The organism is endosymbiont of Riftia pachyptila (vent Ph05) (genome assembly GCF_000224455.1).
GTDB classification, from domain to species: domain Bacteria; phylum Pseudomonadota; class Gammaproteobacteria; order Chromatiales; family Chromatiaceae; genus Endoriftia; species Endoriftia persephonae.
On record NZ_AFOC01000053.1, the window covers coordinates 1 to 24,674 of the forward strand.

Annotated in this window: 21 protein-coding genes and 2 pseudogenes; 14 read left to right on the forward strand and 9 right to left on the reverse strand. The window is 56.8% G+C overall.

Annotated elements, in window-relative coordinates; translation table 11 throughout:
• Positions 1–11 precede the first annotated feature (11 nt).
• A complete protein-coding gene (locus tag RIFP1SYM_RS09555; protein ID WP_240992073.1) occupies positions 12–467 on the reverse strand; it encodes a metal ABC transporter ATP-binding protein in 456 nt (151 codons plus the stop codon).
• A gap of 270 nt (positions 468–737) precedes the next feature.
• Here RIFP1SYM_RS09555 and nifJ point away from each other — a divergent pair, with 270 nt between their 5' ends.
• From nifJ to yacG, 4 genes and pseudogenes are all read left to right on the forward strand, one after another.
• Complete coding sequence (gene nifJ / locus RIFP1SYM_RS09560) at positions 738–4,331, forward strand: pyruvate:ferredoxin (flavodoxin) oxidoreductase (RefSeq protein WP_005963105.1); 3,594 nt, start codon at positions 738–740, stop codon at positions 4,329–4,331.
• A 143-nt stretch (positions 4,332–4,474) separates the two neighbouring features.
• Positions 4,475–5,481, forward strand: a pseudogene (locus RIFP1SYM_RS09565) (dihydroorotate dehydrogenase-like protein).
• A gap of 154 nt (positions 5,482–5,635) precedes the next feature.
• Positions 5,636–6,403: a cell division protein ZapD gene (zapD, locus tag RIFP1SYM_RS09570; RefSeq protein ID WP_006475490.1), complete on the forward strand. Its 768-nt coding sequence runs from the start codon at positions 5,636–5,638 to the stop codon at positions 6,401–6,403.
• Between the two features lie 5 nt (positions 6,404–6,408).
• Positions 6,409–6,603 carry a DNA gyrase inhibitor YacG gene (yacG, locus tag RIFP1SYM_RS16965; RefSeq protein WP_081417735.1) on the forward strand — a complete coding sequence of 65 codons (195 nt, stop codon included), beginning with the start codon at positions 6,409–6,411 and terminating at the stop codon, positions 6,601–6,603.
• Positions 6,604–6,615: 12 nt separating this feature from the next.
• Here the strand turns inward: yacG and RIFP1SYM_RS09575 are convergent, their stop codons facing one another.
• Positions 6,616–7,320: a hypothetical protein gene (locus RIFP1SYM_RS09575; protein ID WP_005963113.1), complete on the reverse strand. Its 705-nt coding sequence runs from the start codon at positions 7,318–7,320 to the stop codon at positions 6,616–6,618.
• 200 nt (positions 7,321–7,520) lie between these two features.
• Between RIFP1SYM_RS09575 and RIFP1SYM_RS09580 the strand changes: the two genes are divergently transcribed.
• Both RIFP1SYM_RS09580 and RIFP1SYM_RS09585 read left to right on the forward strand, forming a co-directional pair.
• Positions 7,521–7,895 carry a thioredoxin family protein gene (locus RIFP1SYM_RS09580; RefSeq protein WP_005963115.1) on the forward strand — a complete coding sequence of 125 codons (375 nt, stop codon included), beginning with the start codon at positions 7,521–7,523 and terminating at the stop codon, positions 7,893–7,895.
• Complete coding sequence (locus RIFP1SYM_RS09585) at positions 7,895–8,527, forward strand: MBL fold metallo-hydrolase (RefSeq protein WP_005963117.1); 633 nt, start codon at positions 7,895–7,897, stop codon at positions 8,525–8,527. The genes RIFP1SYM_RS09580 and RIFP1SYM_RS09585 overlap by 1 nt, the downstream gene beginning before the upstream one ends.
• 4 nt (positions 8,528–8,531) lie before the next feature.
• Here the strand turns inward: RIFP1SYM_RS09585 and RIFP1SYM_RS09590 are convergent, their stop codons facing one another.
• Together RIFP1SYM_RS09590 and RIFP1SYM_RS09595 are read right to left on the reverse strand one after the other, a co-directional pair.
• Positions 8,532–9,749: a methyl-accepting chemotaxis protein gene (locus tag RIFP1SYM_RS09590; RefSeq protein WP_240992074.1), complete on the reverse strand. Its 1,218-nt coding sequence runs from the start codon at positions 9,747–9,749 to the stop codon at positions 8,532–8,534.
• A 450-nt stretch (positions 9,750–10,199) separates the two neighbouring features.
• Positions 10,200–10,718, reverse strand: a complete 519-nt coding sequence (locus RIFP1SYM_RS09595) for a hypothetical protein (protein WP_039960196.1) — start codon at positions 10,716–10,718, stop codon at positions 10,200–10,202.
• Between the two features lie 297 nt (positions 10,719–11,015).
• Between RIFP1SYM_RS09595 and RIFP1SYM_RS09600 the strand changes: the two genes are divergently transcribed.
• The 4 genes from RIFP1SYM_RS09600 (at position 11,016) to RIFP1SYM_RS09615 (ending at position 14,777) form a co-directional block, all read left to right on the forward strand.
• Positions 11,016–11,591 (forward strand): NapC/NirT family cytochrome c, encoded by a 576-nt coding sequence (locus RIFP1SYM_RS09600; protein ID WP_006475486.1) that lies wholly within the window; start codon positions 11,016–11,018, stop codon positions 11,589–11,591.
• 24 nt (positions 11,592–11,615) lie between these two features.
• Positions 11,616–12,557 (forward strand): ankyrin repeat domain-containing protein, encoded by a 942-nt coding sequence (locus RIFP1SYM_RS09605; protein ID WP_005963124.1) that lies wholly within the window; start codon positions 11,616–11,618, stop codon positions 12,555–12,557.
• A 297-nt stretch (positions 12,558–12,854) separates the two neighbouring features.
• Positions 12,855–13,469 carry a c-type cytochrome gene (locus RIFP1SYM_RS09610; protein WP_005963126.1) on the forward strand — a complete coding sequence of 205 codons (615 nt, stop codon included), beginning with the start codon at positions 12,855–12,857 and terminating at the stop codon, positions 13,467–13,469.
• A 15-nt stretch (positions 13,470–13,484) separates the two neighbouring features.
• Positions 13,485–14,777: an FCSD flavin-binding domain-containing protein gene (locus tag RIFP1SYM_RS09615; RefSeq protein WP_039960198.1), complete on the forward strand. Its 1,293-nt coding sequence runs from the start codon at positions 13,485–13,487 to the stop codon at positions 14,775–14,777.
• A 241-nt stretch (positions 14,778–15,018) separates the two neighbouring features.
• Here RIFP1SYM_RS09615 and RIFP1SYM_RS09620 read toward each other — a convergent pair whose 3' ends face one another.
• Together RIFP1SYM_RS09620 and RIFP1SYM_RS09625 are read right to left on the reverse strand one after the other, a co-directional pair.
• Positions 15,019–15,609, reverse strand: a complete 591-nt coding sequence (locus RIFP1SYM_RS09620) for a response regulator (protein WP_006475482.1) — start codon at positions 15,607–15,609, stop codon at positions 15,019–15,021.
• A 361-nt stretch (positions 15,610–15,970) separates the two neighbouring features.
• Positions 15,971–16,759: a c-type cytochrome gene (locus RIFP1SYM_RS09625; RefSeq protein ID WP_005963131.1), complete on the reverse strand. Its 789-nt coding sequence runs from the start codon at positions 16,757–16,759 to the stop codon at positions 15,971–15,973.
• A gap of 501 nt (positions 16,760–17,260) precedes the next feature.
• Here RIFP1SYM_RS09625 and RIFP1SYM_RS09630 point away from each other — a divergent pair.
• Entirely contained in the window at positions 17,261–17,872 is a 612-nt protein-coding gene (locus tag RIFP1SYM_RS09630) for a c-type cytochrome (protein ID WP_039960199.1), read from the forward strand.
• A gap of 55 nt (positions 17,873–17,927) precedes the next feature.
• Positions 17,928–18,437, forward strand: a complete 510-nt coding sequence (locus tag RIFP1SYM_RS09635; protein WP_005963135.1) for a DUF302 domain-containing protein — start codon at positions 17,928–17,930, stop codon at positions 18,435–18,437.
• 130 nt (positions 18,438–18,567) lie between these two features.
• On the opposite strand, the gene RIFP1SYM_RS09640 is transcribed toward RIFP1SYM_RS09635, so the two are convergent.
• Both RIFP1SYM_RS09640 and RIFP1SYM_RS09645 read right to left on the reverse strand, forming a co-directional pair.
• Positions 18,568–19,029 carry a CBS domain-containing protein gene (locus RIFP1SYM_RS09640; protein WP_039960201.1) on the reverse strand — a complete coding sequence of 154 codons (462 nt, stop codon included), beginning with the start codon at positions 19,027–19,029 and terminating at the stop codon, positions 18,568–18,570.
• A 224-nt stretch (positions 19,030–19,253) separates the two neighbouring features.
• Positions 19,254–19,649, reverse strand: a complete 396-nt coding sequence (locus RIFP1SYM_RS09645) for an ANTAR domain-containing protein (protein ID WP_039960203.1) — start codon at positions 19,647–19,649, stop codon at positions 19,254–19,256.
• A gap of 647 nt (positions 19,650–20,296) precedes the next feature.
• On the opposite strand from RIFP1SYM_RS09645, the pseudogene RIFP1SYM_RS09650 reads away from it, so the two are divergent.
• Positions 20,297–23,086: pseudogene (locus tag RIFP1SYM_RS09650) on the forward strand (ribonucleoside-diphosphate reductase subunit alpha); the annotation flags it as partial.
• Positions 23,087–23,198: 112 nt separating this feature from the next.
• Positions 23,199–24,389: a ribonucleotide-diphosphate reductase subunit beta gene (locus tag RIFP1SYM_RS09655; protein ID WP_006475629.1), complete on the forward strand. Its 1,191-nt coding sequence runs from the start codon at positions 23,199–23,201 to the stop codon at positions 24,387–24,389.
• Between the two features lie 91 nt (positions 24,390–24,480).
• On the opposite strand, the gene RIFP1SYM_RS18075 is transcribed toward RIFP1SYM_RS09655, so the two are convergent.
• A partial coding sequence (locus RIFP1SYM_RS18075) for a hypothetical protein (protein WP_240992075.1) occupies positions 24,481–24,674 on the reverse strand: 194 nt, incomplete at its 5' end.

The following is a 24,674-nucleotide window of genomic DNA, read 5'->3' on the forward strand; positions in this document are numbered from 1 at the left end:
AACAGGTCGTACTAAATGTCGATACTGTTCTGCTGCTGTTGCGAGGCTTTCTCTTCTTCCACCCGCTTCTGGATGATCTCTTCCGGCGGTGGTGGCAACGAAGCCATCGAACAGTGTTTCTCACGGGCGGTTGAACGCAGCGCCTCAAACTCACCCTTCAGATTGGCGTACTCAACGGCTTCGGGGCCATCACCACCTTCCAGAAACAACAGTGCCGGCCAGAACAAGACCAGGCCAACACCCATCTGCACCGCATCAGAATCGGCCTTATCCTTCAATTTGCTGTAGAGATTGATCGTCCGCTTGGAGACATAATCCATCTCGAAGGTGATCTGTTCGCAATCGTAGTTCATATATTTTACCGGAGAGACATAGGCCGCCGACACCTCATCCGGCTGACTCGCACAACCCGCCATCAGCGCCAGTGATCCGGCCAATACTCCACTCAAAGCCTTGTGGTACATCATATCGATCCTCGTGTTTGAATTATTTCCCAAGCCTCTGCAAAACACGCTATGAAAAAACGCATCCGCGCAAGGTGCCTGCGCCTCTATCTGGGGTGCAGACAGTATGAAATAGTGCCTGGTCCCGACAGATCGATTTGTGAACGGCGTTCATCTAAATGCGGGGCGATTTAGGTTGATTTCGGTCATCGGCGATCCATTCACCAAGGTCCAGAATAGATGCTATACCTTTTCAGGAAGCTAGCTTCACCCACTGCGTCAGGGAATCCATAGATGTCAAACAAGATGGTCATCATCGACGGCAACGAGGCCGCCGCCCATATCGCTCACCTCACCAACGAAGTTATCGCCATCTACCCCATCACCCCCGCCTCCCCGATGGGCGAGTGGTCAGACGAGTGGTCGGCCCGGGGCATCAAAAACATCTGGGGCACAGTGCCCGACGTGGTGGAGATGCAGAGTGAAGGAGGCGCTGCCGGGGCGATCCACGGTGCCCTGCAGGCAGGGTCGCTTTCGACCTCCTTCACCGCCTCCCAGGGCTTGCTGCTGATGATCCCCAACATGTACAAGATCGCCGGCGAGCTGACCCCCACGGTGCTGCACGTCTCAGCCCGCTCTCTGGCGGCCCAGGCCCTCTCGATCTTCGGCGACCACAGCGATGTGATGGCGGCGCGTGCCACCGGCTACGCCATGCTCTGCTCCGCCAGCGTGCAGGAGACAGCGGACTTCGCCCTGATCACCCAGGCCGCCACTCTAGAGGGGCGCATCCCCTTCCTCCACTTCTTCGACGGCTTCCGCACCTCCCACGAGGTGAACAAGATCGAGCTGCCGAGCGACGAAAGCGTGCGCGCAATGATCGACGAAGAACTGGTCAGCGCCCATCGCGCCCGGGCCCTGACCCCGGATCACCCAGTGATCCGCGGCACCTCGCAGAACCCGGATGTTTACTTCCAGGGCCGGGAGACGGTCAACCCCTACTATCAGGCGCTGCCTGAGATCATCCAGAGATGGATGGACCGCTTTGGCGAACTCACCGGCCGCCACTACCGCCTGTTCGAATATATCGGCGCAGAGAACCCCGAGCGGCTGATCATGCTGATGGGCTCGGGCATCGGCGCCGCCGAAGAGACGGTGAGGCACCTAACCAAGCGGGGAGAAAAGGTCGGCCTGCTGAAGGTGCGGCTGTTCCGCCCCTTCGCTGCCGACAAGATGCTCGAGGCGATCCCCACCAGCGTGCAGAAGATCGCCGTGCTCGACCGCTGCAAAGAGCCGGGCGCCGACGGCGAGCCCCTCTACAAGGATGTGGCCAGCGCCTTCGCCCAGGCCTTCAGCCGCGGCGCCCTCGACACCATGCCCCGCATCAGTGGCGGCCGCTACGGCCTCTCCTCCAAGGAGTTCACCCCGGCAATGGTCAAGGGGATCTTCGACGAGCTGGCGCAGGATCAGCCCAAACACCCCTTCACCGTGGGCATCATCGACGATGTGACCCACACCAGCCTCGGCTGGGAGCCGGCCTTCCGCCCCGATGCCGCAGAAGGGGTCACCGCCTGCGTCTTCTACGGCCTGGGGGCCGACGGCACCGTCTCCGCCAACAAGAACTCGATCAAGATCATCGGCGAGCAGACCGATAATTTCGCCCAAGGCTACTTCCAGTACGACTCCAAGAAGTCCGGCGCGGTCACCGTCTCCCACCTGCGCTTCGGGCCCCGGCCCATCGCCTCCACCTACCTGATCGGCGACAACGAGGCGAGCTTCGTCGCCTGCCACCAGCCGATCTTCCTCGATCGCTATGAGATGCTCGACAAGGCAGCGCCGGGGGCAACCTTCCTGCTCAACTCACCCACCGATCCGGCCAAAGTCTGGAATACCCTGCCCCGCCCGATGCAGCTGCAGATGATCGACAAGCGGCTCGCGTTCTACGTCATCGACGCCTACCGCATCGCCGACCAGACCGGCATGGGGCGACGCATCAACACCATCATGCAGACCTGTTTCTTCGCCATCACCGGTATCATCGACAAGACCAAGGCGATCGCGCTGATCAAACAGGCGGTGAAAAAGACCTACGGACGCAAGGGGAAGAGACTCCTGGAACGCAACTACGCCGCCATCGACGCCGCCCTGGCCGGCCTGCACCAAGTCGAAGTACCAGACGAAATAAGCAGTCACCTCGAACGCCGAGCACCGGTACCGGCGTATGCCCCAGCCTTTGTACAGTCGGTCACGGCAAAGATCATCGCCGGCCAGGGCGACACCATCCCGGTCAGTGCGATCCCGGCGGACGGCACCTGGCCCCTGGGCACCGCCGCCCACGAAAAGCGCAACATCGGCCTGCAGTGGCCAAAGCTGGAGATCGACCTCTGCACCCACTGCGGCAAGTGTCCGCTGGTCTGCCCGCATGCGGCGATCCGCTCCAAGGTGTTCCGCGAGGCGGACCTGGCCGACGCCCCGGCCAGCTTCCGCAGCGCCCCGGTCAAGGGCGGCGGCTTCGAGAAGGGGCTGCGCATCACCTACCAGGTGGCCCCGGACGACTGCACCGGCTGCGGCCTCTGCGTGGAGATCTGCCCGATCCGCGACCGTCAGAACCCCAACCGCAAGGCCCTCAACATGGTCGACGACCCGGCCTATCAAGAACAAGAGCGGGCCAACTGGGCCTTCTTCCTTGGGCTGCCGGAATTTGACCGCAGCCAGCTGCGCCAGAACACCCTCAAGGGGGCGATGGTGATGCAACCCCTGTTCGAATTCTCCGGCGCCTGCGTCGGCTGCGGCGAGACCCCCTATGTGAAACTCGCCACCCAGCTGTTTGGCGACCGCATGCTGATCGCCAACGCCACCGGCTGCTCATCGATCTACGGCGGCAACCTGCCCACCACGCCCTACACCACCAATCCGGATGGGCGCGGCCCGGCCTGGAACAACTCCCTGTTTGAAGACAACGCAGAGTTCGGCCTGGGCATGCGGGTGGCCATCGACAAGCAGGCGGAACAAGCTCGGGAGCTGCTACAGACCCTACGCGGCGAGATCGGCGACAAACTGGTGGACGGCCTGCTAGGTGCCGACCAGCACAGCGAGGCGGGGATCTTCGAGCAGCGCGACCGGGTCAAGGCGTTGAAGGAGAAACTGAAGCGTATCGACAAGCGGGAGGCCCGCAGTCTAGAGGGGATCGCCGACACCCTGGTGAAAAAGAGCGTCTGGCTGGTGGGCGGTGACGGCTGGGCCTACGACATCGGCTACGGCGGTCTCGACCATGTGCTCTCCACCGGACGCAACGTCAACATCCTGCTGCTCGATACCGAGGTCTACTCCAACACCGGCGGCCAGACCTCCAAGGCAACCCCACTGGGCGCGGTGGCCAAGTTCTCCGCCGGCGGCAAGGCCACGCCGAAGAAGGATCTGGCGATGATGGCCATGGCCTACGGCAACGTCTACGTGGGCCAGGTCGCCTTCGGCGCCAAGGATGTGCAGACCCTAAAGGCCTTCCTCGAAGCGGAGTCCTACGACGGGCCCTCGCTGCTCATCTGCTACTCCCCCTGCATCGCCCACGGCGTAGACCTCTCCCACAACATCCGCCAGCAGGATCTGGCAGTGGCCTCCGGCCACTGGCCACTATTTCGCTACGATCCACGCAAGGCGGAGCAGGGCGAGAACCCGCTGCACATGGACTCCAAGGCGCCGTCGATCCCCTACCGGGATTTCACCGCCACCGAGGCCCGTTTCAGCGTGCTCACGCGCACCCACCCGGAGGCAGCCGAGCGCTTCCTGCGCAGCGCCCAGAAGCAGGTCAAGACGCGCTTCTTCCTCTACGAACAGCTGGCCCAGCTCGCAATGGCTAATATGGAAGAGAGACCGGAACAATCCTCTGAATGAATTGGGATGAAAATGCAGGACTCGCAAAGACGCAAAGTACGCGGAGTCTCTTCCTGCGGAAGGCACCTATTGACCGAAACTGATAAATCCTCAACGTACTCTGCACCTCCGCGGCCTCTGCGTTTACAGCACAGGAGTTTGAAATGGATCTGACCACCAACTATCTCGGCATGCAGTTGAAGAATCCGCTGGTGCCCTCCGCCTCGCCCCTGTCGCGCAGCATTGACGATGCCAGGCGGCTCGAGGATGCTGGCGCCTCGGCGCTGATCATGTACTCCCTGTTCGAGGAGGCGGTAACTGCAGAGGAGGAGGTGATGGTGCGTTTTCTGCACCACCAGGACACCGGTTTCAGTGAGGCCGACAGCTTTCTGCCCGATCACTACGACTTCTCCAACGGCCAGGATCTCTACCTGGAAAACCTGCGTGCTCTGAAGGAGACCCTGGAGATCCCGGTGATCGCTAGTCTTAACGGCATCACCCCCGGCGGCTGGATCGAGCACGCCACCGAGATGGAACAGGCAGGGCCGATGCCCTGGAACTCAACGTCTATTTCGTGGCAGCGGACCTGAACACCCCGGGCAGCGAGATCGAACAGCGCTACCTGGAACTGCTGAAGGATCTGCGCCAGCAGGTCACGATCCCGATCAACATGAAGCTCTCACCGGCCTTCAGTTCGGTGGCCAACATGGCCAAACAGCTGGAGGACGCCGGCGCATCAGGGGTCGCCCTGTTCAACCGCTTCTACCAACCAGACATCAATATCGACAATCTGCGCCTGGTCTCCAGCCTGCACACCTCAGTCTCAGCAGAATCGCTGCTGACGATGCGCTGGATCGCCATCCTGCATGGCCGAACCACCCTCTCCCTAGGTGCCACAGGCGGCGTGCACACCGCTGAAGATGCCATCAAACTGCTGCTTGCCGGGGCCGACGTGGTACACATCTGTAGCCTGCTGCTGGAACAGGGGCCCAGCGCCTTGGGTCAGGTGCTCACCGGCATCAAGGCATGGATGGAAGAAAAGGGTTTCGACTCGATCGACGAGGTACGCGGACGTGTCAGTCAGATCAGCGTACCGCACCCTGCGGAGTTTGAGCGGGCTAATTATGTGCATATCCTCGACAGCTTCCGCAGCGGCCCCGGCGTTTTTTAGGAAAATGACAGAAGCCAGGACCACTGTTTGACGGCTTCCCCTTCCCTGCTCGTGGTTGCAGCTGAGGTGTGAAGCAGGCCCTCTTATTCCTTTTGCCTCACCCGGATAAATAGTGGACAATTGTCTCTTCCTACCATCACAAATCAAAAGCAACGTGGCCGATCTCGTCGTTTACGAACATCCGCTGAACGAAAGGATTCGCATTTTTTTGCGCCTGGAACATCTGCTGCTGCAGATCGATCACTTTGTGCCCATGACGGACATCTGGAGTAGCCGTGCAGCCATCTACACGCTGCTCGACGTCACCGCCATCTTCGCCCGCTCCGACCTGAAGACCGAGATCCTCAAGGAGCTGGAGCGCCACTCCACCAGCCTTGAGCGAATCCGCCGCCAGCCAGATGTCGACATAGAGGCACTGGGAGCGGTGCTGGAACGCTTGGAGCAGTCGATCCATCAAGTCTATCGGCTGGAGGGGCAGATTGCCCACAAGCTAAAGAAAAACGAGTTCCTCAGCGCCATCGCTCAACGAACCAGCATCCCCGGCGGTAACTGCAGCTTCGATTTACCGCAGTTTCACCACTGGCTGAATCAGCCCCATGAGGTCCGCCAGCGCCAGATGGAGAATTGGCTGCAGGAGCTGGCGCCCGTCCGCAAAGCGATCATCCTGCTGCTCGAACTGGTGCGCAACAGCAGCCACCCCAGTTGGGAGATCGCCAAGAGCGGTCTCTATCTGAAGACCCTCGATTCGCAAACCCCTGCACAGATGGTGCGCATCGGGCTGCCCAGGGAGACGCCGCTGTTTGTCGAAGTGTCAGGCAACAAGAACCGCTTCAATATCCGTTTCCTCGAACCCGTCGAGTCAGGACGTCCGATCCAGGCGAGCGAAGACGTCAGGTTTCAATTCACCAGCTGTATTCTTTGACGAAGATGAGCGCAACAGAGAAGCGAACAGTTAAATGCCCCACCTGCGGTCTCCCGGTAACCTGGGAAGCTTCGTCGCGTTGGCGCCCCTTCTGCAGTGAACGCTGTCGCCTGATCGACTTGGGTGAATGGTTCGATGAGGAGCACCGCATCCCCATGCCGACCGACGTAGTACCCGATGGGTTCGATCCAGAGCGTTGAATTGCATCCCGGCTAATCACCACCACTGTCTGAAGCTGACTCCCTCTCCAGCACCGTTTCGCCTTCACTGAGTGCTTTCCGAAGCGCCTCTGCCTCCCTGAAGAGGGCTTTAACCCGCTCATTGACCGGCCCGTTGCGGTTCAGATAATCCTTGATGGCGCTGCAGTGCCCCAGTGCTGCATGGATATCACCCTCCAATTGCAACTCCCGGGCCTTCTGCATATGAAATGTGGCGAGACATTCCGCCCGACGGGTGCCGATCAGGTCCACCAGGTCGCGAACTGCTTCTGCCGTGATCGGCGTCAGCAGACCGCCCTGTTTTATAAAGTCGATCAGCTCGTTGATAACGCTCGTCAACTTCTGCAGATGGAATTTATCTGTGATCTCGTCAGCTTTTGCTGCATCACCCAGGGTAGCAAGTGCCTGCTCGGTCATTTCGAGCAATTCATCTATGCCCTCATATTTTGGCTCGACTTTTTTCACCGCCCGATAGCGGGCAAGCAGGTCCTCCCGCAGCAACCGCTCCACCTCATTTGGCAGATGACAGCCTTGCAGACGAAACAGAATATTTTCCACCAGGTCGACACCACGCAGAAGGCGCTGGATCTTGATTCGTTTTGCCTCCACTGCCTGTTGGTGACGTTGGACGATTCCGGACAGGAAGAGCGCCAAGACCAACAGCCCTCCCAAGATTGCGATTAGTGTGTACTGTTCCATTTTTTTCCTTCAGCAGCGGTTTCCGCACGCTTATCATTAGCCACCAGAGGAGAGTCTTCCTGGGCTAAAAAAACAGGCCGGCGATGCAACAGCGCCTGCCAATAGTAGCGGCCAGCTTACCGGCAGGTTGAAATTGATGACAGATTGCTCTGGAATGTGTCGAACAAGTGTGACTCCACTGCTGCGAGAGGGTAAACCGCATGTCTTGGTCAATCATCATCGGCACAATCGCCGGTGCCCTACTGTTGATGACCCTGCTGACCTACCATTCAGCCCGCAAGCTGGTGGGACAACAGGTAGAGGCAGAAACTGGGGAACCTGCCTCGCGGCTGCTCTATTTTTACAGCGACCATTGCGGCCCCTGCAAAAGCATGTCGCCGCTGATCGACGAGCTGTCTGAACACTACCCGAACATTCGCAAAGTCAATGTCAGCAAAGAGCCGAAGCTGGCGCAGGCATTCAGCATCCGAGCCACTCCAACAACCATCCTGGTACTCAACAATGTGGTATCCGAAGTGGCGCTGGGAGCCAAATCGAAACGGCAATTGGAAAAACTGCTGCAGCGAGTAGTCTGATGCGATATCAGATCATCCCAGTCACTAGCTTTCAGCAAAATTGCAGCCTGCTTTGGTGTGAGAGAAGCCGGAAATGCGCCATTGTCGACCCTGGCGGTGAGATCGGCAAGATCATTGCGGCCATAGAAAGTCAGGAGCTGATACCGGAGCGGATTCTCATCACCCATGGCCATATCGACCATGCTGGTGGAGCCGCGGCACTCGCCAAGGCACTGGGGGTGGTTATCGAAGGGCCTCACCAGGAGGACCGATTCTGGCTCGAAAACATGCCACAACAGGCCGAAATATTTGGTTTTCCCCAGGTAGAGACGTTTACGCCAGAGCGTTGGCTTGAACAGGGCGATCGGGTCACTGTGGGAGATGAGCAGCTTGAGGTGATCCACACCCCCGGCCATACGCCAGGTCATCTGACCTTCTACCATGCTCCATCCAAGCTGGCACTGGTGGGTGATGTGATCTTTCAGGGCTCAATCGGCCGTACCGATTTTCCACGCAGCGACTATGCTACCCTGATTCGCTCAATCCGTGAGCGACTCTGGCCGCTGGGGGACGACTGTCGATTTGTTCCAGGGCACGGTCCCGAATCGACCTTTGGTGAGGAGCGGCTGCACAACCCATTTCTCCGCGACTAATGTTTCAGGTTTTAAACTGACCCACCATCACCTTGAGTTGATCTGACAGCGCCGCAAGACTTTCCGCAGCCGCCGCCGTCTCGCTGGAATCCTCTGTCGCCAACTCGGTCAACTCACTGATGCGTGAGATATTTTTATTGATCTCTTCTGCCGCCGCGGCATGCTCAAGCGAGCTATTGGCAATCTCATTATTCATGCTTGTAATCGTGGCGACGGCATCAGCGATCGCTTGCAGGGTGATACCAGCTTCACTCGCCTGGGCCACACTTTTAGCCGCCCGCTCACTGCCATTCTCGATGGCGCGAATCGCCCCTCCAGCACCGGCTTGCAGACGCTCAATCATTGCCTGGATCTCCTGGGTCGACTGAGCTGTTCGGCCGGCCAGGGTGCGCACTTCATCTGCCACCACGGCAAACCCACGACCACTCTCACCCGCCCTGGCCGCTTCGATCGCCGCATTCAAGGCAAGCAGATTAGTCTGTTCGGCAATCCCATGGATGACTTCCAATACGCCACCGATATTATCGCTCTCTTTGCCCAACTGACGGACGACAGCAAGGGTCATTTCAACACTTTCTGCCAAGCCATTAATCGCCCCGATAGTCTCCTCAACCACCGTTTGACCTTCTGCCGCCTTGTCATTGGCATCCTTCGCCGCACCTGCAGCATGAGAAGCATTCTCGGCGACATGCTCCACCACCACCGCCATCTCGTTCATCGCCACCACAACCTGCCGGGTCTGCCCCTCCTGTTCAATCGTGCGATGATTTGAGGAGCTGGTGGTCTGTGAAAGCTGCTCTGCCGAGCGGCTCAACTCAGCAACAGAGCTCTCTACATGATGAATAATCTCCTGCATCTTGTTGAGCAGATTGTTAAATGCTTCGGCCATCTCACCCACTTCTGCCTGACTGGCAACTTCTACACGCGCCGACAGATCCAGTGAATCACTGATCGCCTTGATCCTTTTTGAGGTTGCCACAATAGGCCTTGAGATCCAGCGACCGATAAGGATCCCCACCCCCAAGGTCAGGCCCATCACCACAAACGCAACCACAGCAACCTGCTTCACTGTGCGCCAGACCGAGCCCTGGAGGCTTTGTGCGGAGAACACCGCCAGGATTTCGCCTCCGTTTGTTACATCCGGTAGGGTACGGCGAACCACATAGTTCCAGCCTTCTTCATCTATTAGCGTCTGCTGAACATTGGCAGCCAGCCGCTTCATTGCCTCCCCATCCACGCCATTTCCAATAAAGGTGTATGCGACCGGAGAGGGCGGGCGGGCCTCACCAAAGGCAGATTTTGGGGCACCTTTGGAGGTACCGACTATTGCCAGATATTTGAGGCCTGAACTGGCATAGAGAAACTGGGCATCACGCCCCCGCAGCTTCATCACATTGCTGCCATTGACTGCCCGAGTCGCCAGGCCAATGATCGGCTGTAGCACCGCTTCGGCAGTCTCCCGCAGTCTAACTTCATCGGCATCCGTTTGGACTTTATAGAGCACGAAGCTGAATGTCAGCAGAGTTGCCAGCCCTGTCCCCAAAATCCCCAACAGGATGGTAGAACCCAAACTGTGGTATCGCTGTTTGGCTTTTTTGATCGGCATGGCCCCACCTGTTGTTCAGAACACTACTCCAACAAATCAACGGGGTAGTGGTTCTTTGCTTACCGGCTACTTATGAGTCCCGCACTGCCCCTGAACACAAAACGCCTCATACCCACTGTGACACACGCGGCAGGTGTTTACGCCCAATGGTGCATCCGGGTTGGCATCAGTCACATCGCTTCCGTCTTCCTTAAAAACACCGTAGCTGACGGCGCCAGCTTTATGCCCTGAGACAAACAAAAGCTGCAACTCCTTCAAGTGGAGAATCATGTTGGCACCATCCCCCATCCCACCATTTCTTAATTTGTATGCAGCAACAGAGTCAGGCCTCACCAAAACAGCTACAGCACCGGGGCCTTGAGGGCGAACCGCACAATATGTCTCGACCGTTTCCTGATAGATCGGAGGCAGAGCACTCACATCGGCATCACACCCCGGCAGAGCACCAATGGCAGTCAGCGGAGTAGAGACAGCGTTCCAACTCCTCCAGTCGGCAGGGAAAGGCACTTCACTCCCTGCAAGCAACCTACCAGCTGCACCAACCCCGCATATCAGGACAAACACCAAAGCTCCAAGTTTTTTCATCGCCCAATACTCCTCATTCTCTGCTTCCTAAAAAGTAGTCGGCCAGTTGGAAAGAACCTTGATCCACAGAAAAAATAGCTGGGCCGAAAAGTGACGAATATCAGTTTTATCTAATAAATTCATATGCTTCTGAGCCGCTTTTTAGCTTTACATCGGGAACCGAGTTGCCGTAACATCCGGCCCTGCGTTGTTCCGCCTGAGAGATGCTTTTCATCCGGGCCGATGTCGGTTGTTCGTTTGGTATCCGCCAATTACCCGTTCATGCACCGACTCATACTAAGAAAGAGGGTGTGGAATATGTCATTTGTCGCTTCCGGTAGAGGAACTGGCGGTAAAGCGTCCATCATTTTCATCGCTGTAATTTTCCTTGGCGGTGTAATTTTTGCCGGTCTGTTCAATGTCGGACTGGCGCTCACCAATGAGATGGATTTCTGTACCAGCTGCCACACCATGAAAGTCAATCTGGAAGAGTACAAAGAGACTGTCCACTACAAAAATGCCTCAGGTGTGCGAGCCACATGTTCCGACTGCCATGTACCCAAAGTGTTCGTGCCAAAAATGATCGCAAAGGTCATGGCAGCCAAAGATGTCTACCATGAGATAATGGGTACTATCGACACTAAGGAGAAATACGAGGCACATCGCTGGGATATGGCGAATCGCGTCTGGGAAAAGATGCGTAACTCGGATTCCCGTGAATGCCGCACCTGCCACGACTTCACCCAGATGGACTTCAGTGAACAAGATCGCAGTGCGCGGAAACGCCACTCCAGAGCCATGGACCAGGGTAAAACCTGCATCGACTGTCACAAAGGCATTGCTCATGAGGAACCTGATGAGCCCGACGAGACAGAGGCGAGAGAAGACTCCTGATCCCAGAAGCGCTACGGAAAATCAATGAAAAGAACCAAAATCCCGGCCCTGCTGTTGAGTCTTCTCTTGTCATCCCAGGTCTTTGCGGGTGACAAAGAGAAAGAACGGGAGTTGCGACAGGCCGCCATCATTGATGATATCGAAGCCATGGAGCAGCTCCTAGATGAGGGAGTTGCCGTCGATGCTGCCAACATTAAAGGCAAAACCGCCCTCATGATGGCAGTAGAGAATGGCAATATGGACACCATAGTGCTTCTTCTCAGCCGCGGCGCCAAAGTCAACTTTCGCACCACAGAGGGTTGTACAGCCCTGACATTTGCCGCTGAGAATGGGCACCCGGCAATCACCGCTTTTCTTCTCGAACGTGGCGCAAATCTGCATGACCGCACACGCGCCGGTTGGGACTCACTGATGATAGCAGCCCGCTACGGCATAACCGACATGGTGGAGCAGCTGCTTTACAAAGGGGCCGACCCCAAAGCATCGGACAAATACGGCAAAAACGCCCTGATGATGGCGGCCGAAAAGGACCATGTAGAAACTGTTGCGATACTGGCAAAAAATGGCGCTGATATCGACTCCCAGGACAAGAATGGATCGACCGCCCTAATTCTGGCAGCCGACCGGGGCAATACCGAGGTAGTCAAAGAACTCCTCACCCACGGCGCCAGCATCGACAAAAAAGATCGGGATGGCGCCACAGCGCTTACATGGGCAGTGGGGCAGGGTCATATCCAGACCACGCAACTCCTTCTCGAGAGCGGCGCTGACATTAATTCAGCTGATAGCGATGGCATCACACCACTGATGGAAGCCGTTAGCAGTGGCTCCCCGGACATGGTCAAGCTGTTGTTACAAAAAGGTGCAGACAAAAATCTAAAAGACAGAGATGGCAGAACTGCCATCAGCATCGCAACAAAGAAACGAATGAAACAGATCCTGGCTCTGCTTAGCCAGGCGAAGTAAGGCCGTTAACAAAGGATCTAAGGCTTTAGCCGTAACGCTAGATCCTGGGAAATAATAATAAACAGAAACCTATGAGGCGAAGCCTGCGCGACGCTAGAGCGGCCGCGCGTTACGGCTTTGTTGCCGTTAGAAGAGCAATATACGGACGGATGGAGTGTTCAAGCTGTTGGCGAGTGCCGCTATTCATCCGACGTGTGCGTAATGTTGGAACCCTCTAAAAAGAGGACCAACACACCCTTGAGGGATACTGATCCCTCCGTTACCACGTAAGCCTGTTCAAAATCCAAAGGAGGTAACATGGCATACACCACCCTCAAGAAGGCCCTGATTGGCGCGCTGGCTATCAGCGCTTCCTCAATGGCTTTCGCAGCTGATAAAAAGCCCCTTATGATGGGCGCAAGCGACAGCATGCTGGCCAACACCTGCGCAGGTTGTCACGGCACCAATGGCGCAAGCGCCGGCCCTGCCACCCCGAGCATTGCGGGACTCTCCACCGAGTACTTTGTTGAGGCAATGCAAGGTTTCAAGAGTGGCGATATCCCCACCACCATCATGGCCCGCATTGCCAAAGGCTACTCTGACGACGAGTTTAAGCAGATGGCCAGTTATTTTGGCAAGAAGCCTTTTGTCGGCGCAGAACAAAAGTACGACGCAACTCTGGCCAAGAAAGGTGCCAAGCTACATGACAAATATTGCGAAAAGTGCCATGCCGAAGGCGGTTCCTCCGCTGAAGATGACTCCGGTGTACTTGCTGGTCAGCTCGCCATGTACCTGAAATGGTCGCTGGCAGACTACAAGGCGGGTGATCGCGAAGCACCCAAAAAGATGAAAAAGAAGCTTAACAAGATGCTGAAGAAAGAAGGCGACAAGGGCATTGAGGCCTTGGTCAATTTCTACGCCAGCCAGAAATAAGGGGGAGTTTTGAACATGAAGATTACCCGTAGAAATTTTGTCAAAGGTGCAGGTGCTGCCACTGCAGTTGGCATTATTGGAGCGCCCACACTCGCACTGGGCGCTAGCAAAAAAGTAGTAGTGGTTGGCGGCGGCACCGCTGGCGCCACTGCAGCCAAGTACCTGAAGATGGCTGACTCCAGCATCGACGTGACGCTGATCGAGGCCAACAAAAACTACTACACCTGCTACATGTCCAACGAGGTGCTGGGTGGCAACCGCACCATTGACTCAATCCGTTTCGGCTACACTGGATTGGCCAAGCACGGCGTTAATGTGGTCAACGACATCGTCATCGGCATCGATGCCGGCGCCCGCGTCGTCAAGACCAAGGGTGGTAAGAGTTTCAGCTACGACCGCTGCATCGTCGCCCCAGGCATCGACTTCAAGTGGGAGAGTATTGAAGGTTATGACGCCAAGGTCGCCGAAGATATCCCCCACGCTTGGAAGGCAGGCTCCCAGACCGTCACCCTGCGCAAGCAGTTGGAAGCGATGAAGGACGGTGGCACCGTTGCCATCTGCCCGCCGCCGAATCCCTTCCGTTGCCCACCTGGGCCCTACGAGCGTGCCTCTCAGATCGCTGATTACCTGAAGCGTAAGAAGCCCAAGTCCAAGATCATCATCCTGGATCCAAAACCGAAGTTCTCCAAGATGGGCCTGTTCGTACAGGGCTGGAAGGATCTCTACGGCTATGGCACTGCGGACTCCATGATCGATTGGCAGGGCACACCCAAGGGCTCTGACGACAACGTGCTGAAGAGCGTCAACGCCAAGACCCGCACCGTGACCACCGGTTTCAACGAGGTGACGGCGGACGTGCTGAACGTGATTCCTGCACAGAAAGCGGGCAAGATCGCCTTTGCAGCCGGCCTGACTAAGGGTGACTGGTGTCCGATCAACCTGCACACCTTCGAGTCCACCATTCACAAGAACATCCACGTGATTGGTGATGCTTCGATCGCAAAAGGTATGCCGAAATCCGGCTATGCCGCCAACTCCGAAGCCAAGGTCTGTGCTGCTTCTGTAGCCGCCCTGCTGAGCGGTCAAGAGCCCGGCACTCCGGCCTACGTCAACACCTGCTACTCAATTGTAGGCAAGGACTATGGCATCTCCGTGGCGGCGGTCTATCGTCTGGCCGAGGACGGCTCCAAGATCACCAAAGTATCCGGTGGCCTGACCGCAAAGGATGCCAGCGCCGAGACTCGCAAGCGCGAGGTTCAGTATGCCTATAGCTGGTTCCAGAACATCACAAACGACATCTTTGGGTAAGATCATGTACGCGGTTAGCCTGCTAGGCTGACACGGATGATCGCGCATTCGCCAAGGATGGCGGAGAAGATTACCCTCACAGGATGAGATAAAACTTCTAACCGGGGCCAACGCCCCGGTTTTTTATTTCGACCTGCTTAAATCCAAAAGCACATGACGCCCAACGAAAACCAGCCTCAACTTGACCTATTCTACTAAATTGCCGCCCAGCAGCAGATAGCAGCCTTCCCTGCTCGACCACTCACTTCCTTTTTCGCAGGGAGAGAGCCCGCTCCGATTTTTTTACCTGCTGCTGAATCTCTTGAATCAGCGAGTTGAAGTCTCCCTGCTCCTCCTCAATAAGGATTCTTCCCGCAGTATCCCTCTGAATAGCGCTGATTCCAGGCTGCCTTCGCTCCAGCTCTTCGAGCAGGGAGGATTGATCTCTCGCCGCCCTGAGTAATCGGCGACTCTCACACATCAGCGCCTTTTGCTGCAACGCCTGTCGAATAGTCACAACCAAATCGATTGTATTCGCAGGCTTGGTAAAAAACCTGCTGATCTGCCCCTCATTTATGGCCTTGATCGCTCCTTCCAGACTCGCCTTGCCGGTCAAAATCATCCTTACCGTGTCTGGGTAAAGTCGATAGATTTCGGCTAGCAGTTCAGAGCCAGACATACCAGGCATCTCTTCATCAGAAACCACCACATCCACAGTCTCACGCTCCAAGATTGCCAACGCCTCTTGCGCTGAGCCGGCCACAACTATTTCAAAGGGTTCGCGGCGAAGCGCTCGCTGCAGACTTGCCAGTACCTGGGGTTCATCATCAACAAAGAGCACCTTCTGAAGCATCTCGTCTCCAAAGCATTTCCACACAGCTGTACTGCCACCGAATTAGAGGATAGTCGATACGAACAAAAAAGTGGAACTAGCGCCCCGCTCTGCGTAATGACACATCCCAGGAATTATACCGGGAGCAGCCTGCTCGACTTGCGCTCCGACGATAGACTGCTTGATATCACAATAGAGACATCGAACTTAAGCATACATGAGGCAGAAAAAGCGATATGGCAACATATCTTGCGTAACAGTTGGTCTTTCGAAAGCAGTTCTTCCAGGCCCCATAAAAAAGCCCCTGCCTGGCGGCAAGGGCTTTGTCTGTACTCTGCAGCAGAACCGATGCCCCGCTGGCCATTCCAATCGCTTTCTTCGGTTAGCGATACTGGCCTGGCCTATAACGTGGAGGCACTCCTGGAAGTGGCATCTGGTTGCCTCGATCACGGGGAAGATTCGCCCTTGAATAGCTGGGGAAGTCAGGGTTCACCCAACCCTGTTCAGCCAGTTTGCCTGGTGGAGGAACCAACCTAGAGACATAATCCATCACAGCAGCCACATCACGCGCAGTGAAGCGCCGAATCTGTTTTACCATACTGGAATCAGCATTACGGCGACGACCGGTTCTGATCCATTCAAATTGTCGCATCAAATAGCGGTAGTGCTGCCCCTGAATCATTGGGATGTGCTCTTTTCTATTTCCCTCGCCATGCTCGCTATGACATTCCACGCAGTTATCTACGTAAAGCTTTTCGCCGTGCTCCAGGTCCATCCCCGACCCCCGGCCATTAGTTGGCGTCATCGGAAGTTGTGCAATATAGGCTGCAACATCTGCAATCTCTTGCACACCTCCAAGTAGGCGCGAAGAGGTAAAAGGCCGCATAGTAGGATTGTCACGATTTCTGGCGCGGATATCAGCCAGCTGTTTGATGATCACTGTATTCAGTTGCCCTGCAAGTTGTGGGTAGGTGCCGTCAACCCGCCCCCAGCCTTCCGGCGTGTGACACACAGCGCAGATTTTGTAAACCTTTTTGCCATTTTCGAGATTCGGCGTCCGCGAGAGCGCCTGATCATACTCTTTCATCGCCTCTTCTGCTGGACTCGCCCACACGTTAGACAGCCCGAACATGCAAGCAAACGCAACTACACCCGCTAAATACTTGTTCATCTAAACCTCACCAACCTGCTTGCCAGGCCCCAATCAGAGGATGCCCCCCAACAAAAGGAAGAACCCATGGCTAAGAACATAACCGGGACCGCGCACGATCATACGATGGGGAGCAGAATATCGGTTAACTGCCGGTCGGGCAATATATATTAAGGGGCATAAACAGCACAATTTTTTTGATGATCACCCAACAATTAGAACCCATTAAACTGCTAATTTTTTGAAATTTAAAGAAAATTGAATCGCATCAATGCTTTTGTCACAATGCCCGCGTCCTTGTCGGATCAAAACAATCAGCCGCAGGGACCGGCACACAAATTGAAAAAAATATTGCCATTTTTCTCCGCCAGCAGAGACCACGCTCTTGGCTGGGGGGAAGAAATTCGCCTGGAGGTGGAGGCATGGCCTTCCGCAACCATGCCGGGGCCATTCCAAACAAAGCAGCCCCCCCCTATCAGGGCTGCTACTTGCGCAATTCGACCGTTAACCAGGAGGCTTCCAATGAAACGGTTATTACTAACGATCTTGCTTACTCTGCCGTTAACGTCACAGGCGATTGACCTTGAAAATGGCAAAAAGCTCAGCCGCAGCTGCGCCCTCTGCCATGGTATCTACGGCCAAGGCACCCCAGGCCCCGCTTCCCCCCGTCTAGCCGGTACGCCAGCCGGTTACATGACCAAGCAGATAGAGGCCTATATCAGGGGCGATCGCCTCAACCCTCGAATGGTCATTACCTCCTCACTCAGGTCCTTGAGCGAAGATGATATTGACGATATCTCCGCTTACTATGCAAGCATCAACCTTGAGACTATCGCTCCCAGGCTGGCGGAAATCCCCCTATGGCCCGGTGCTATTGATGCGGGCAAGGCTATCTACAACGAAGAGTGTAAGAGCTGCCACCGCAAGAACGGCATGGGCAAATCCCGAAAAAGCATCCCTGCTCTGGCGCTGCAGTACTCCCAGTACCTGTTCCGGCAGATAAAGATGTTCCAGTGGAAACAGCGTGTGCATGACGATGACCCAGAAGATGATACCTTCGATGAGTTTGACGACCGACAGGTCGAAAGCATCCTCGCCTACATCTCGTCATTGGCTCCAAACAATAAAAAATAAGGCATAACACTACAGTTCATGATGCGTTGAAGGCGCCCCCATTTCGGAGAAATCTATGAATACGATCAAAACCCTCTGGTTCACCCTTGCGTTGTCAGCAATTCTTTTGCTACCTGCATATGCTGCTGACAACAATGATCCCCAGATCAACATCACCGACATCAAACAAACCGTAGTTCAGATGAGCGTCAAGGTTCCGCGAGAAGATGCCATCCAGGCACTCATGTCGCGTGCAGCAGAGATCAATCTGAAGTTTGTGTCCCGCCAGCAAGTATCCAAAGAGTTGCAAGCCCGCGGACTGAAGACCCCCTACCTCGACATCTTCCAGTTCTGTAACCCTGAAGATGCCCGGAAGATGATCATGCATGACCCGATCTACGCAGCCTATATGCCCTGCCGCATCGCCATGGTTGAAGACAAGCAAGGACAACTATGGCTGATGATGTTAAACCTCGACATGCTGATCAACAGTCAGATGCTGCCGCCTGAACTGACAGAAATTGCAATCCGCGTTAACCAGGCAATGTTGGACGTAATGGTTGCTGGAGCGACCGGCGAATTCTGAGCATATAGTTCAAATTCAAAACCACAGGTGCGGAAGAGTATTCTTCCGCACCTGGAATGATCAGGCATAAAAAAACGGCGGAAATCGCCGTTTTTTTATGCCTGAAGCAGCAACCTGCTCCAGTTTATTCCTATGAAGTGCCGCACATGTTGCTCGAAATATTGTACTGAAAGATCGCTTTGTGGATATCCCCCAAACTCAGCATACCGAGCAACTCACCATCCTCTGCAACCGGAATCCGGCGAAACTTGTGCCGTATCATAACAGTAGCTGCCTTCAGGATATGCATATCAGGATCAACCGTAATAACCCGCGAAGTCATCACATCTGCGACCTTCAGAGTCACCACATCTTTGTATTGAGTCAGCATACTGTCGTAATCAGGAGCGACCATACCGTCCTTGAAATCCTCCAGGCCCGGGAACATGCGGTGCAGCACATCCTTCTCCGCTACGATCCCCTTCACCTTCCCATCCTCCACAACAGGCAGGCCACTAAAACGAAACAGGCACATCAGTGAGACCACCTCCAACAACTTCGCATCGGGGCTCACAGTCTTAGGCGCATTTGTCATTATGTCGCGTACTAACATTGAAAATAACTCCTCCTCATACGCTTGATTGTTCTCTCGGGTTTCCCCATGGGACAAACCATACGCAATCCGGATAGTATTTCCAACCTTTAGGTAAGCAGCATAAACACCGCAGCATACTCTTATTCTCTGATATGCAAACACCCCATCAAACTCAAGTGCATTACACCCGAAACGAACGGTGAGGCAGGCATGCTGCCTCAAATCACAAATACAAAATGGGATTATGGCTGACGTCTGGCTGACAACTGTCTTTGCGCAAATACTTCAGAGGCTGAGGCCACAAGACAAGCAAGATCGACAGAATCCAGCGACCCGGGCTCCACCCCGGCAACCCCCGCCACCTCGGCACGCTGCAGCAAGTGCCGGTCCCCGTTTCGGGACAACATCACAACCGGCAGGGATGCCAGCTCGACCAGTGTCTCCAAAGCGTCAAGCAGACGTGGAGTCGGAGCATCCACATCCACCAGCAGAAAATCGGGATTTAGTCTGGCCACCCAGGTCAACAGATCCGTATTGGTACGAACAGCAGCGGCCAGGGAGAGATGCGCTCCGTCCAGGCATCGACGCAGATAGACTTCAGAAGCCAACTGATCACTAACATAAAGTACTGAACGCATAACCTCACCATCTCCTCACCCAAGCGGGCAACAGCTCCTTTTTTCTATTTACGGCCGACCTCGTTAACCCTACATGCATTTCATTTTTTTGCTTCCACAAGGCACAGAAAAACCGCAGTGGGTCACAGGAATTTACCTCTTCGTTCGACACCACCCACCCTCACCCCACAGCAGCATCTACAGCAGCCGTTAAACAGCAAGCTAAGCCTGTGTTTTTACTAAAAATGCAGCAAATCCCACCTTACTTATCCACAGCTCGCCCACAATCTGCACACCAGTTATCACCCTTCCATACACAACATATTGTGTTTGACAGCAAGAAATATGCGTATATATTGTGCTTCAGCAGCTGAGCGGCACACCAGATTCTGCGGACAGGGCACAAAATCAACACAGCCCCCCCCCCGGCAACCTCCCTGCGAACGGGAAGTGGAGTACCGGAGCCGCACCAATGCCTGCTGCGAATCATTGACAGCCTGTACCGCAACCCAAGCCACCCGGCTTCAGAGCATCGTTGCGCACAGCCACAGAAGATTGAGTCCGGAGGAGACATGGCAATCGAAGCGACCCCAGAGAATTTTGCAGACGCATCTATCCCCCCGCTAACTGCCAGCAGTTTCAGCCCGGATGCTATCGACGACACCCAGGGTAACCTGCAGGTGATCCGCCGCAACGGCAAAGTCACCCACTTCGACGCCAGCAAAATCTCGGTTGCCATCACCAAGGCGTTCCTCGCTGTGGAGGGCGGCAGTGCCGCCGCCTCCAGCCGCATCCACAATGCGGTCGAGCAGGTCACCGAACAGGTGGTCAAGGCCCTCACCCGCCGCCTGCCCGCCGGCGGCACCGTGCATATAGAAGACATCCAGGACCAGGTTGAACTCGTCTTGATGCGCTCCGGCGAGCACAAGGTGGCCCGCGCCTACGTACTCTATCGCGAGCAGCAGGCGCAGAAGCGTGCTGAAGAGGCCGCCCTCCGCGCCGAGGTCGAGGGAGAACAACCCGAGCACCAGGTGATGGTGACCCTGGCGGATGGCTCCAAGCGTCCCCTCGACATCGCCCGCCTGAAGACCCTGCTCGCTGAGGCCTGCAATGGCCTCGACCAGGTCGACGCCCAGCGGGTGCTCGACGCCACCTGCCGCAACCTATTCGACGGCGTCACCGAGAACGACATTTCCCAGGCGCTGGTGATGAGCGCCCGTACCCTGATCGACCAGGAGCCCAACTACTCCCAGGTCTCAGCGCGACTGCTGCTGGATATCCTGCGCCGCGAGGCCCTCAGCTTCCTCGACCTCGACCTCGACAACCCAGTGCAGACCCAGGCCGAGATGGGCAAACACTATGCCGACTATTTCAAAGCCTACGTCAAACGCGCCGTCAAACTGGAGCTGCTCGACAGCCGCCTGCAGCAGTACGACCTGCAGCGCATTACCGATGCGATCAAACCCGAGCGCGACCTGCAGTTCAACTATCTGGGGCTGCAGACCCTCTACGACCGCTACTTCATCCACACGGAAGAGGGCACCCGCTTCGAGCTGCCACAGGCCTTCTTCATGCGCGTGGCAATGGGGCTGGCGATCAACGAGATCGATCGCGAAGGCCGCGCCATCGAATTCTACAATCTGCTCTCATCCTTTGACTTCATGAGCTCCACGCCGACCCTGTTCAACGCAGCCACCCTACGGCCACAGCTCTCCAGCTGCTACCTGACCACCATCTCGGACGACTTGGACGGCATCTACTCGGCGATCAAGGACAACGCCCTGCTCTCCAAGTTCGCCGGCGGCCTGGGCAACGACTGGAGCCGGGTGCGCGGCCTCGGCGCCCACATCAAGGGCACCAACGGCAAGAGCCAGGGCGTGGTGCCGTTCCTCAAGGTGGCCAACGACACCGCCGTCGCCGTCAACCAGGGTGGCAAGCGCAAGGGCGCAGTCTGCGCCTACCTGGAGACCTGGCACATCGACATCGAGGACTTCCTCGAGCTGCGCAAGAACACCGGTGACGAGCGCCGTCGCACCCACGACATGAACACCGCCAACTGGATCCCCGATCTGTTCATGAAGCGGGTCGCCGAGGAAGGCGACTGGACCCTGTTCTCCCCCAACGAGGTGCCCGACCTGCACGACCTCACCGGGGCTGAGTTCGAGGCCGTCTACACCGCCTGCGAAGAGAAGGCCGCGCGCGGCGAGATCAAAGTCTTCCGCAGCCTCAAAGCGGTGGATCTGTGGCGCAAGATGCTCGGCATGCTGTTCGAGACCGGCCACCCCTGGATCACCTTCAAAGATCCCTGCAACATCCGCTACACCAACCAGCACGCCGGCGTGGTACACAGTTCCAACCTCTGCACCGAGATCACCCTGCACACCAACGACAGTGAAATCGCGGTCTGCAACCTAGGCTCGGTGAACCTGGCCGCCCATGTCGACGAGAACGGCCTCGACATAGCGAAGCTGGAGCGCACAGTCACCACCGCCATGCGCATGCTCGACAACGTCATCGACTACAATTACTACAGTGTGCCCCAGGCGCGTCACTCCAACCTGCGCCACCGCCCGGTGGGGCTCGGCATCATGGGGTTCCAGGACGCGCTCTACAAACAGCGCATCGGCTACGCCTCGGAACAGGCGCTGACCTTCGCCGACCGCTCCATGGAGGCGGTCTCCTACTATGCTATCCAGGCCTCTTCCGAGCTGGCGGCAGAACGCGGCCGCTACTCCAGCTATGAAGGTTCGCTGTGGAGCCAGGGCGTGTTGCCGATCGACTCACTGCAGCAGCTCAAGCAGGCCCGTGGCGACTACCTGCAGATCGACCAGAGCAGCAGCCTCGACTGGGATGCACTGCGTGAAAAGGTGAAGACCCAGGGCATGCGCAACTCCAACACCATGGCCATCGCTCCCACTGCCACCATCTCCAACATCGTCGGCGTCAGCCAGTCGATCGAGCCGACTTACCAAAACCTGTTCGTCAAATCGAACCTCTCCGGCGAGTTCACCGTGGTCAATCCCTATCTGGTGCATGACCTGAAGCGCGAGGGGCTGTGGGACGAGGTGATGATCAACGACCTCAAATACTACGACGGCAGCCTGGCGCCCATCGAGCGCGTCCCGGCGGAGCTGAAGGTGCTCTACGCCACCGCCTTCGAGATCGACCCGCGCTGGTTGGTGGAGGCCGGCGCCCGCCGCCAGAAGTGGATCGACCAGGGCCAGTCGCTCAACCTCTACATGGCCGAGCCGTCGGGCAAGAAGCTCGACAACCTCTACAAACTAGCCTGGGTGCGCGGCCTCAAGACCACCTACTACCTGCGCTCGATGGGCGCTACCGCAGTCGAGAAAACCACCGCCAGCAGCAGTGGTGACGTCAATCGACTTGGCGACGGCGCTCCGGCTGAGGCGCCCAAGGCCTGCTCGATCCTCGACCCGGATTGCGAGGCCTGCCAATAACACGCCACCGGCAACACGACATGTAGAGCGCCGTGAGCGGCGCACTGAAGCCCAGCGACCAGGCTGCGAACACCGCGCCTGCAGGGGCAGAGAGATCAAAGGAGTACACGATATGCTGAATTGGGACGACCCGCTGGCGCCACTGGCCAGCCAACAGACGCCCCCCGCGCCTGCAACCGAACCGGCACCTCAGGCCGAGTCAACCCAGTCGCCTCATCCGGAGGCCAACCCGCTACTCGGCAACCGCGCTGCAGTGCAAACCGAGGCTACGCCCCTGCCTGTCGCAGCGCCGCTTGACACCAAGCCGGTCAACCCGGACGACAAGCGGGTGGTCAACGGTCTCACCGACGTCAACCAGCTGGCGCCATTCAAATACCCTTGGGCCTGGGAGTACTTCCTCAACGCCAACAAGAACCACTGGACGCCGCTGGACATCAACATGGCCCAGGACGTTCACGACTACCACCACAAGCTGACCCTGGAAGAGCGCCACATCTACGAGAACGTGCTCTCCTACCTGACCACCTCCGACATCTTGGCGATGCGCAACATCGGCCTGGCGGTGATGGAAAAGATGAGTGCACCTGAGCTGCAGATCTACCAGGCGCGTCAGGTCTACGAGGAGGCCCTGCACACCTGGACCTACCAGCACTGCATCGAGACCATCGGCCTCGATCAGGGGGAGATCTACAACCGCTACCGGGTGGTGCCGGAAATCAACGGCAAGATCCAAATCGCCAACCGCCGTCTACACTCGATCCTGCGCTCCGATGTGGACCTGTCCAACCGCGATGAGCTGGAAAACTTCCTGATGGCCTACCTCTTTTTCGCCGGCATCTTCGAGGGGGTCTGGTTCTATAACGGTTTCTCGCCAATCTTTGCCCTGCAGCGCCGCGGCCTGATGAAGGGCACAGCCGAACAACTGCAATACATCATGCGCGATGAAGTGCTGCACGCCTCCTTCGGCATCCGCGTCGCCAAGCAGATCATGCTGGAAGAGAACATCGCCCCCGATCCCCAGGCGATCCGTGAGATGTGGGACGAGTGCGAGGCAGCGGAAGATGCCTACGCCGGTTATATCCTGCGCGATCCGATCCTCGGCTACAGTAAAGATGACCACATGGGACAGTTTCGTTATGTCGCCAACCGACGCGCCCGGCAGATCGGACTGTCAGAGCCCTACCCCGGCGCCGAGGCAACCTTGCCTTGGCTCGACGAGCAAGCCAATCTGCGCAAGGAGAAGAACTTCTTTGAGACTACTGTCACCGAGTACCAGACCGGTGGCGCACTCAACTGGGACTGACCTGAAAGCGGGAGCGCAGCGGCTGGAAGGCCGCCAGCCCTCCCATCAGTGGAGAGAGACCATGTATTGCCAGCGTTGCCGATCCCTGATGCTAATGGCCGAACAGAATCGTCAGGGCCACACCGAACAGACACGTTACGAATGCCCCAACTGCGGTCGCGGAGAGCTGCTGACCCGGCGCATCCAGGAGAGCCTCCACCCCAGGCATGCCGACGATCCTCAACCACCAGCCGCGAGCCGTCACCTTCTCCACCCGGGCTGAGCATAGATCATCAGCCGTGCCAC